Raw genomic sequence first — 8,358 nt, 5'->3', positions numbered from 1 at the left:
CTTTTCTGTAATACTATACCCTACCATACCAAAGAGCTAAGTGTATATTTCAATGTTATAAACAAACTGATTACCAAAAATCAGTCTATTTATAACTGTGATTTATAGCATCTAAAATACATATTATATAATTATTACTAAGTTTAATTTCAATATAATCTAAAAAAGATATAAATGAAGAATTCTTCGTTTATATCTTTTTTATGTTATTATTTTTATATATTTTTATATTATGTATTTTAACTAACTTGATGTTTTCTAAAGTTATTCTTAATAAAAGGTAAAATAATAATTGATAATATTAAACCTGTAAAAATAATCATTGTAGGTAAATCTATTATTAAGCTTCCAAATCTGTAGTTTATATACTCAGAAAATGAGAATGAAATAGCATTTGATGGCAAAATTCGAAGAATCTGATTATATAGCCAATTTGTCTCACTATATTTTAAGAACAGTGGTATAAATAGTAACGCTATATCTGTAATTAAAACAGGAAAAGGCGATTTCATGCAAGAGGATAATAAAAGTGTAAATCCAATTAATGCTATTAATATCATATAGATAACCAAAATACTCAATAAAGTTGCCTGTAAAAATGTAACTGGGTATGGTGTTGAGCTTACAGTAAGTTGTAATGGTAAATTCCATCCATCTACTCCAAAGGACAATAGAAGAATTCCAATAGATATAATTGTATTTATTGTAAAAATAATTGTACCAAATAGAAAGGAACTTATTATTTTAGCTGTTATAACTTTTGTTTTTCCATATTTAGAAGACAATATGACTGAATCAGTGCCTGATTGATATTCTCCTGAAAATACAGAAGCTATACTTATACATATAGCTAATATAGTAAAAATTAGTAGGTCTCTACCCAGTAAAAAATAATTCCATCCTTCATAATATCCATTTAAATAGGGTTCATTTATTTTCTTATTCTTAGATAACCAAAATTCTTTTTCTTTTTGTGTATAATTTCCATCTGAATATTCACTATTTAATATTGTATTTACCTTTTCATTTCTAAACTTATAAAAATTAGTTCTATTTTTTAATGATATTGATTGAAGTATCATAGAATTAATATCATTTGGTTCACTATATGATTCTGTTATAAAGTTATAAAAAGTTTTATTTGGGTAAAAGAATCTCAAATAAACATCTTGTTTAAAATTTGAAAAACCATTTTCATCTTTTACAATATTATTTGGATTATTAAATATCTTTTGATATTTTCTGATTGAGTTTTCTACTTTTTTATCTGTTATGTATCCCTCGTTTAATTTAGATTGTTGTTTTCCAAGTTCAATAGCTTGTAGACCTCTATACTCTTTTCCATTATCATCATAAGATTTTTCTTTAAGTGGCATTAAGGCAAAAAGAAATATACTTAAAACCAAACTTCCTAAAATAACTGCTATTGTAGATTTTCTTCTTATTATCTTTTTTAATTCAAATTTAATTAATGTAGACATATTTATCACCTCACACACATTTATAGTACTTCATTAAAACAATATAAATATAAATCTTCTAATGTTGGCCTTATATTACATGCATTATCATGTGGCTTTGTATTACTTATAATTCTAAGAGTGGCAACACCTCCAGAGTGATGAATATTTGCTAAACAATATTTACCAGTCATATAATCTACTTCATTTTTATTAACCACACATTTCCATACTTTATCTTCTATTTTCGATGTTACTGCTTCTACTGAGCCCTCCAAAATGAGATTTCCTTTTTTCAGTATTAAAATTTTATCTGCAATATGTTCTACATCAGATACAATATGAGTAGATAAAATTACAATCTTTTCCTTAGAAAATTCTGAAATCAAATTACGAAAACGGACTCTTTCTTTTGGGTCCAAACCTGCTGTTGGTTCATCTAGTATTAAAATTTTAGGGTCATTAAGTAACGTTTGAGCAAATCCAAGTCTTTGTTTCATACCACCAGAAAATGTTCTTATTTTTTTATTAACTACACCTGATAATCCAACCATCTCTAATAATTCTTGTGATTTTTCTTTTGCGTAGCTAGGAATTAACCCTTTTAATGAAGCTATATATAACATAAACTCTTTTGCAGTAAAGTCTGGATAATATCCAAAGTCTTGAGGAAGATATCCAATCATATCTCTAAAATCTTCTCCCATATCTAAATTATTTTTACCATCTACCTTCACTTCTCCAGAAGTTGGGATTAATACCCCACAAATCATTCTTATAAGAGTTGTTTTTCCTGCTCCATTTTCTCCCAATAATCCATATATACCTTCATTTAGCTTGAATTCTATCCTATCTACTATAATTTTGTTATCATATTGTTTTGTTAGACGTTCTAAACTCAGTTCCATACAATTCCTCCTAATACTGTATATTGTTATTTATTATTTAAATGATAATGTTTTCAAATGAACAAAGATGTTTCCATGTTTTTTTTATTTCATATATTAATATTACTGATGTTACTAAAAAAATAATTAACCATTGGTCTATTGCTTCAAATTGATATATACTATTTTTGAAAGTACCAAGCATAAATATTAACAAGACAAGAGATATACCATAAATCATACAATAGTAATTTGTATACTTACCTTTATTTCTATTTATAATTTCTAAGCATCCAATACACATTAAGTTAAAAGGTACTAATATATAAATTATTATATACAAGATATTGATATCAATTATTTGTTTTGCTAGTAATAAGATAACGCACATAAATAATAAATCGCTTACTCCAAAAACAATCATTCTAGTAGCAATAATTTTATGTAATGTATTTTTTGTTGAAAATTCTATTTCCAATACACTATTATTATATACTTTTGCTATCTCCTCTATATTGGTCAATATAAAAAGTGGAGCTGCTACAGAAACCAAGGCTAACATCTCATAAAATGAGTTATTATCTCTTGATGTATTGAATAGCAATACACATATTGTACATAACACTAGAAATTGCATAATCCAAGTTCTTTTTCGTATAAAACCAATTTGAGACATAAAAAAATCTATACTATTCATTCTTTTATCAGTATTACTAAATGTTATTTTATGTATGGTTTCAATAGTCTTTTTAAAAGCTGAAGCTTCATATTTAGGAACTGTATACTCCATTAAGCTTTTTTTAATTTTTTTCTTGTTCATAGTTTACCTCCTTCCATATATGTTTCTAATTTTTTTAAGGCCATATTTATCCTATACTTTGTAACAGATACACTTGAATTCATAATCTTAGCAATATCCTTAAATTTTAAATCATGATAATACCGCAAAATTACTACTTCAAATTCTACTTCTGGCAATTTAGTCAAAGCTTCTTTTACAAATATTTTGTTTTCTATATCTACTAATTCTTGCTTAGACTCCTCTTTGTCTAGTGACTCTAAATAGATGGGTTGTTTTTTCTTCCAAAAATCCTTACACTTATTTCTAGCAATAACATATAAATAATTTTCAAATTTACCATAATGTTTATAATTACTTATATTTTTTATAACTGTTACAAATACATCTTGAGTCAAGTCCTGTGCAGTCATTTGATTATCTACATGGCGATAACAATAACAATAGACGCTATTATAATGTTTTTCAATTAAAGTATCAAACAATTCTTTTTTACCTGCTTTTATCTGTGCTATAATCCTAGCATCACTCACTATTATCACCTCCGTCACTATATATAACGATTTAAATTAAAGAAAAGTCAGTATTAAAAAATTTAATTTATTATTTTACATTTAAAAACAAAGGTAATCTTTAAGTAACTTTGCACCTTTAGATAATACCTTATTTATTCTTTATTTTATTTATCATCAAATTTTTATAGATAACTATTTTAAATTTAAATATAATATATAAAACTAAGCATTGACTATAATTTAATTATCCTCTCTTAAAGTATCGTGTTTATAACTTTTAATATCATCCTCAAGAACCTCTTTTGAGTTACTATTTAATTCCTTATTTATGTATATCTTGTCTATAAAATATTTAAGCTTTCCTCGATAAGACAATTTAAATATAATGTATGCAATAAAACCACCTAAAGTATTCATTATCAAATCATCTATATCTACAGCCCTTAACTGTGAAACTATAGATAAGCAGTTCATGATTAATTGAATAATTTCTATTGATAATGATATTAAAAAGGTAACTGCAATTGCCTTTTTAATATTTCTTACACTTGATTTTATTAAACATAGATATAATGTAAATGGGAACAACAACAAGGTGTTTCCAACTAAATTATTTTTTAGAAGATTTATATTTTTATATTCACCCTCTAAAAAATCTTTAAATGGTAATAGATTTATATTCATTTTTTCATAAATAGTAAATCCCGAAAAATAGCTTTCATTTGTATCTATTGGCAAGATAACTAAACTTATTAATATAAATAAATAAAGAACAAATAGATTAACAATTATTTCTTTCAAAAAAATATACTTTTCCTTATTCTTATACTTATTTATAAGTGAAATTACTCTAACTATTACCCATATTGGTAATCCATACACAAATAACTCCATTATATCAAATTTCATAATCTTCCTCCTTAGTATTTTGTAAATTGAAAACTTCAAGTAATTTTATCCTTATAAATTTGATTTATATAGTATAAATTACTTTTACTATCTTATATAACGATTTAAAGCTTCAAAAAGTCAGTATTAAAAAAATACTTTCTAATATTTATCAACAATGATTTGAAATTTATATACTGTCCAAAAAAATAAAAGCTATCTCCAAACATTTCACAAACTTAGAGAAAGCTTTTATTTTTAATAAATATATTTGATTTTCAATATTAAATATTGTAATGAAGGTATGTTATTATGATAAAAATAATTTAAGGTACAGTTTATATAAAGTCTATATTTTATTTAAAAGTATGAATGTATCGTACATCATTAATTTTTTTATCCATAATCTCAATAGTATGTACATCATTATTATAATAAAATTATCATATATAATCAAAGTCTCAATAAGTATATTATTAATTAAAGATTTATTATAAATTAAATTTTGTAGTTTTAATATTAAGTTTTTAAAGATATTTGTCCTACTTTATTTCATAAAGAAGTGCTAATTACTAGCAACTTCTTTATTTGAGTTTTGTACTTTTAATTGTCTATCTATCATTATTTTTTCTATTGCTTCATATATTATATCATCTTTATCCCGTTTTTCCTCTACTGTAAACTTTCTTCCTAGGATTGTTTCAGGAGATACTACATGGCATACAGTATTTCCATGTAGTACTGTCATGGATATTTTATAACCATTATCGTCTGTTGGAACATCTACATCATCAACAAGGTATGTTATAGTAGTTGTACCATCCAAATCTTTTTCTATCTTTGGCATGCAAATCCCCTCCCTTTTTACATTTTATGTATATTAAAAATTGTCCTATTCTCAATTAATATTTATAAATACTTGATTAGTATAAATTGTGAAAAATATCAATATATAACCAAAATCATCTATACAATTAAGTATTTAATTAGAGGTGATATATATCAAATTAAAACTATTATGTTCTAATAAAATTAAGTGTTAAACTATGATATACTAAATATAAAAAAGTTATATAATTAATAACTTTAATACTTAAGTTAATTTTTAATATTAAATTTATACTTTATTATGCTAGTTAATTTGTGCATAAAAAGAGAGGAAGAATTATTTAAAAATACGTATTATAAAAAGTATAAGGAGCTGATTTTATGGAATGGATTGAAAGATTAAACAAAGCAATTAACTATATTGAAGAAAATATAACAAAAGAAATTGAATATGAACAACTGGCAAAAATAGCTTGTTGTTCTACATATCATTTTCAAAGAATGTTTGCTTATATGGCAGATGTACCTCTTTCTGAGTATATTCGACGCAGACGAATGTCTTTGGCTGCTGTAGAATTACAAAATGATAATAAAAAAATAATTGATATAGCTTTAAAATATGGATACTCTTCTCCAACAGCGTTCAATCGTGCCTTTAAAAGTATTCACGGTATTGCACCATCGATTATAAAAAAAGAAGAAACAATAAACTTGAAGGCCTTTCCTCCAATTAGCTTTAAAATTACTATAAAAGGAGCTGAAGAAATGAATTATAGAATTGAAAAGAAAGAAGCATTTCGTATTGTGGGTGTATCTCAACGCCTTCACACTGAGTTAGAAAAAAACTTTGAGATTGTTCCAAAAATGTGGCAACAATCTGCATTAGATGGAACCATTCAAAAACTACTACCTATGATGAATAGCCAACTAAAAGGTGTGTTAGGTGTAAGTGTGTGTAATGATTCAGAAGAGTGGAAATACTTTATCTCTGTTGCAAGCACAGCGTCCATAGATGATACATTAGATGAATACACTATTCCACCTTTTACTTGGGCAATATTTTCTGGAGAAGGACAATGCCCACAAGCGATACAAGAACTAGAAAAACGTATTGTAACAGAATGGTTACCTACTTCTGGATATGAGTATGAAAATGGTCCTGATATTGAACTTTACTTAAATCCAGACCCACAAAATGCTAAGTTTGAAGTATGGATACCTGTTATAAAAAAGTAGTTTTAAATTTAAGTTATATAAAAATATAAGATTGAAATTTATAAAAATGTAAACTTCTGTTTCAAAAATAAAAATTCTGATATCTGTCAAAATAAACATGTTAAAAGATAAAATCTATTTTTTACATGTTTATTTTTTATGTTTTAAATATAATCAGTTTACTGCTGAATATAATATATTCAAGGAGTGTGATTTAATGAATGTTTCTATTTATTTACGAAAAAGCAGGGCTGATGAAGAAGCAGAACACAGAGGCGAGTTTGAAACCTTAAGTAGACATAAAACAACTCTACTAAAACTAGCAAAAGAACAAAACTTAAATGTAATTGATATTAAGGAAGAGCTTATTTCTGGAGAAAGTATAGAATATAGACCTAAGATGTTGGAATTACTAGATGAAGTTAAAAATAATAATTATGATGCTGTTTTAGTAATGGATATTGACCGCTTAGGACGTGGGAATATGCAAGATCAAGGGTTGATATTAGATACATTTAAAAAATCCAAAACAAAAATTATTACTCCTAGAAAAATCTATGATTTAAATGATGAATTTGATGAAGAATATTCCGAATTTGAAGCTTTTATGGCTCGCAAGGAATTAAAGTTAATATCTAGGCGTATGCAAAGAGGAAAAATTAAAAGCATTGAAGAAGGTAAGTTTATTGCTCAGTCTCCTCCTTATGGATATGATATTAAATACTTAAGCAACAAAGAAAGAATACTTGTAGTAAATAAAGATAAAGCAAATGTTATTAAAATAGTATTCGATATGTATCTAAAAGGAGTTGGAGCCTGTAAAATATCAAAGTATCTAAATGAACTTGGTTATAAAACCACAACAGGTAGAACTTGGTATGAAAAAGGTGTAAGGGATATTATAAAAAATAAAGTATATTGCGGATACATAGTATGGAATAAAGTTGAGAGGAAAAGAAATTCTAGTAGAACTAGATGTATTGATGAACAAATGGAAGCAAAAGGAAAACACGAACCAATAATAAGCGAAGAAATATGGAATAAAGCACAATATATAAGAAAAAAACGCAGTAACTCACCTACTCCAAACAGTAAAATAACCAATCCTCTAGCTGGAATTATAAAATGTGGATATTGTGGCTATACTTTAGTTGCAAAATCTAATACAACATCAAGTGGATATGAGAAATATATAGTCTGCACTAATTGTAAAAATAAATCTACTAAATTATACATATTAGAAAATAAAGTTTTAGATGTTTTAAGTAAATGGCTAACAGATTATAAGCTATCTTTAAAACAGGAAGAAGTTACTTTTAAAGATACATTTGAAGATAATTTAAAATGTACTTTAACAGGTTTAAAAAAAGAGCTTGAGAACCTAGAAAAGCAAAAGGGAGGATTACATGATTTTTTAGAACAAGGAATATATAGTTCAGATGTATTTATAGAACGTTCAAATATACTTACATCACGCATAGAAGATGTTAAAAGTTCTATAAATAAAGTAAATATAGATATTGAGATAGCAAAGAAAAAAAGTACTGTTAGAATGCAAATCATTCCTCAACTTGAAAAAGTCTTAAGAGAATACACAGAAGAGAAAGAACCTTATCTAAAAAATATATTACTTAAAACTATGATTGACCATGCTATATATAAAAAAGAACCTAATCAAAAATGCGATGACTTTTCTTTAATACTATACCCTACCATACCAAAGAGCTAAGTGTATATTTCAATGTTATAAACAAACTGATTACCAA

Annotated in this window: 8 protein-coding genes; 2 read left to right on the top strand and 6 right to left on the bottom strand. The window is 25.5% G+C overall.

All coding sequences use genetic code 11. The annotated features are described in order from the left end of the window. Positions 1-239 precede the first annotated feature (239 nt). The 6 genes from KGF46_RS19595 to KGF46_RS19570 all read right to left on the bottom strand — a co-directional run bounded on the left by KGF46_RS19595 (position 240) and on the right by KGF46_RS19570 (position 5,396). Positions 240-1,481, bottom strand: a complete 1,242-nt coding sequence (locus tag KGF46_RS19595) for an ABC transporter permease subunit (protein WP_227828077.1) — start codon at positions 1,479-1,481, stop codon at positions 240-242. Between the two features lie 20 nt (positions 1,482-1,501). Then, a complete protein-coding gene (locus KGF46_RS19590) occupies positions 1,502-2,368 on the bottom strand; it encodes an ABC transporter ATP-binding protein (RefSeq protein WP_227828078.1) in 867 nt (288 codons plus the stop codon). A 37-nt stretch (positions 2,369-2,405) separates the two neighbouring features. Next, a complete protein-coding gene (locus KGF46_RS19585) occupies positions 2,406-3,167 on the bottom strand; it encodes a hypothetical protein (RefSeq protein ID WP_227828079.1) in 762 nt (253 codons plus the stop codon). Beyond that, positions 3,164-3,679 (bottom strand): RNA polymerase sigma factor, encoded by a 516-nt coding sequence (locus tag KGF46_RS19580; RefSeq protein ID WP_227828080.1) that lies wholly within the window; start codon positions 3,677-3,679, stop codon positions 3,164-3,166. Before KGF46_RS19580 ends, KGF46_RS19585 begins: the two co-directional genes overlap by 4 nt. A gap of 222 nt (positions 3,680-3,901) precedes the next feature. Then, the gene (locus KGF46_RS19575; RefSeq protein ID WP_227828081.1) at positions 3,902-4,570 is read right to left on the bottom strand and encodes a VanZ family protein; all 669 of its coding nucleotides are present in this window, start codon (positions 4,568-4,570) and stop codon (positions 3,902-3,904) included. Positions 4,571-5,114: 544 nt separating this feature from the next. Beyond that, complete coding sequence (locus KGF46_RS19570; protein ID WP_227828082.1) at positions 5,115-5,396, bottom strand: hypothetical protein; 282 nt, start codon at positions 5,394-5,396, stop codon at positions 5,115-5,117. Positions 5,397-5,758: 362 nt separating this feature from the next. On the opposite strand from KGF46_RS19570, the gene KGF46_RS19565 reads away from it, so the two are divergent. Further along, positions 5,759-6,613, top strand: coding sequence for an AraC family transcriptional regulator (locus KGF46_RS19565; RefSeq protein WP_227841663.1), 855 nt, complete (start codon positions 5,759-5,761; stop codon positions 6,611-6,613). Between the two features lie 196 nt (positions 6,614-6,809). Continuing rightward, a complete protein-coding gene (locus KGF46_RS19560; protein WP_227828084.1) occupies positions 6,810-8,321 on the top strand; it encodes a recombinase family protein in 1,512 nt (503 codons plus the stop codon). The last annotated feature ends 37 nt before the right edge of the window (positions 8,322-8,358 follow it).

Source organism: Clostridioides sp. ZZV14-6153, from assembly GCF_020657855.1.
In the GTDB taxonomy this organism is placed as follows: Bacteria; Bacillota; Clostridia; order Peptostreptococcales; family Peptostreptococcaceae; genus Clostridioides.
This window is presented reverse-complemented; position numbering and strand designations above follow the sequence as displayed.

Excerpts from the sequence above, each read along its gene's own strand:
- KGF46_RS19585 (WP_227828079.1), bottom strand. The coding sequence starts at position 3,167 with ATGAACAAGAAAAAAATTAAAAAAAGCTTAATGGAGTATACAGTTCCT.
- KGF46_RS19595 (WP_227828077.1), bottom strand. The coding sequence starts at position 1,481 with ATGTCTACATTAATTAAATTTGAATTAAAAAAGATAATAAGAAGAAAA.
- KGF46_RS19565 (WP_227841663.1), top strand. The coding sequence starts at position 5,759 with ATGGAATGGATTGAAAGATTAAACAAAGCAATTAACTATATTGAAGAA.
- KGF46_RS19590 (WP_227828078.1), bottom strand. The coding sequence starts at position 2,368 with ATGGAACTGAGTTTAGAACGTCTAACAAAACAATATGATAACAAAATT.
- KGF46_RS19570 (WP_227828082.1), bottom strand. The coding sequence starts at position 5,396 with ATGCCAAAGATAGAAAAAGATTTGGATGGTACAACTACTATAACATAC.
- KGF46_RS19575 (WP_227828081.1), bottom strand. The coding sequence starts at position 4,570 with ATGAAATTTGATATAATGGAGTTATTTGTGTATGGATTACCAATATGG.
- KGF46_RS19560 (WP_227828084.1), top strand. The coding sequence starts at position 6,810 with ATGAATGTTTCTATTTATTTACGAAAAAGCAGGGCTGATGAAGAAGCA.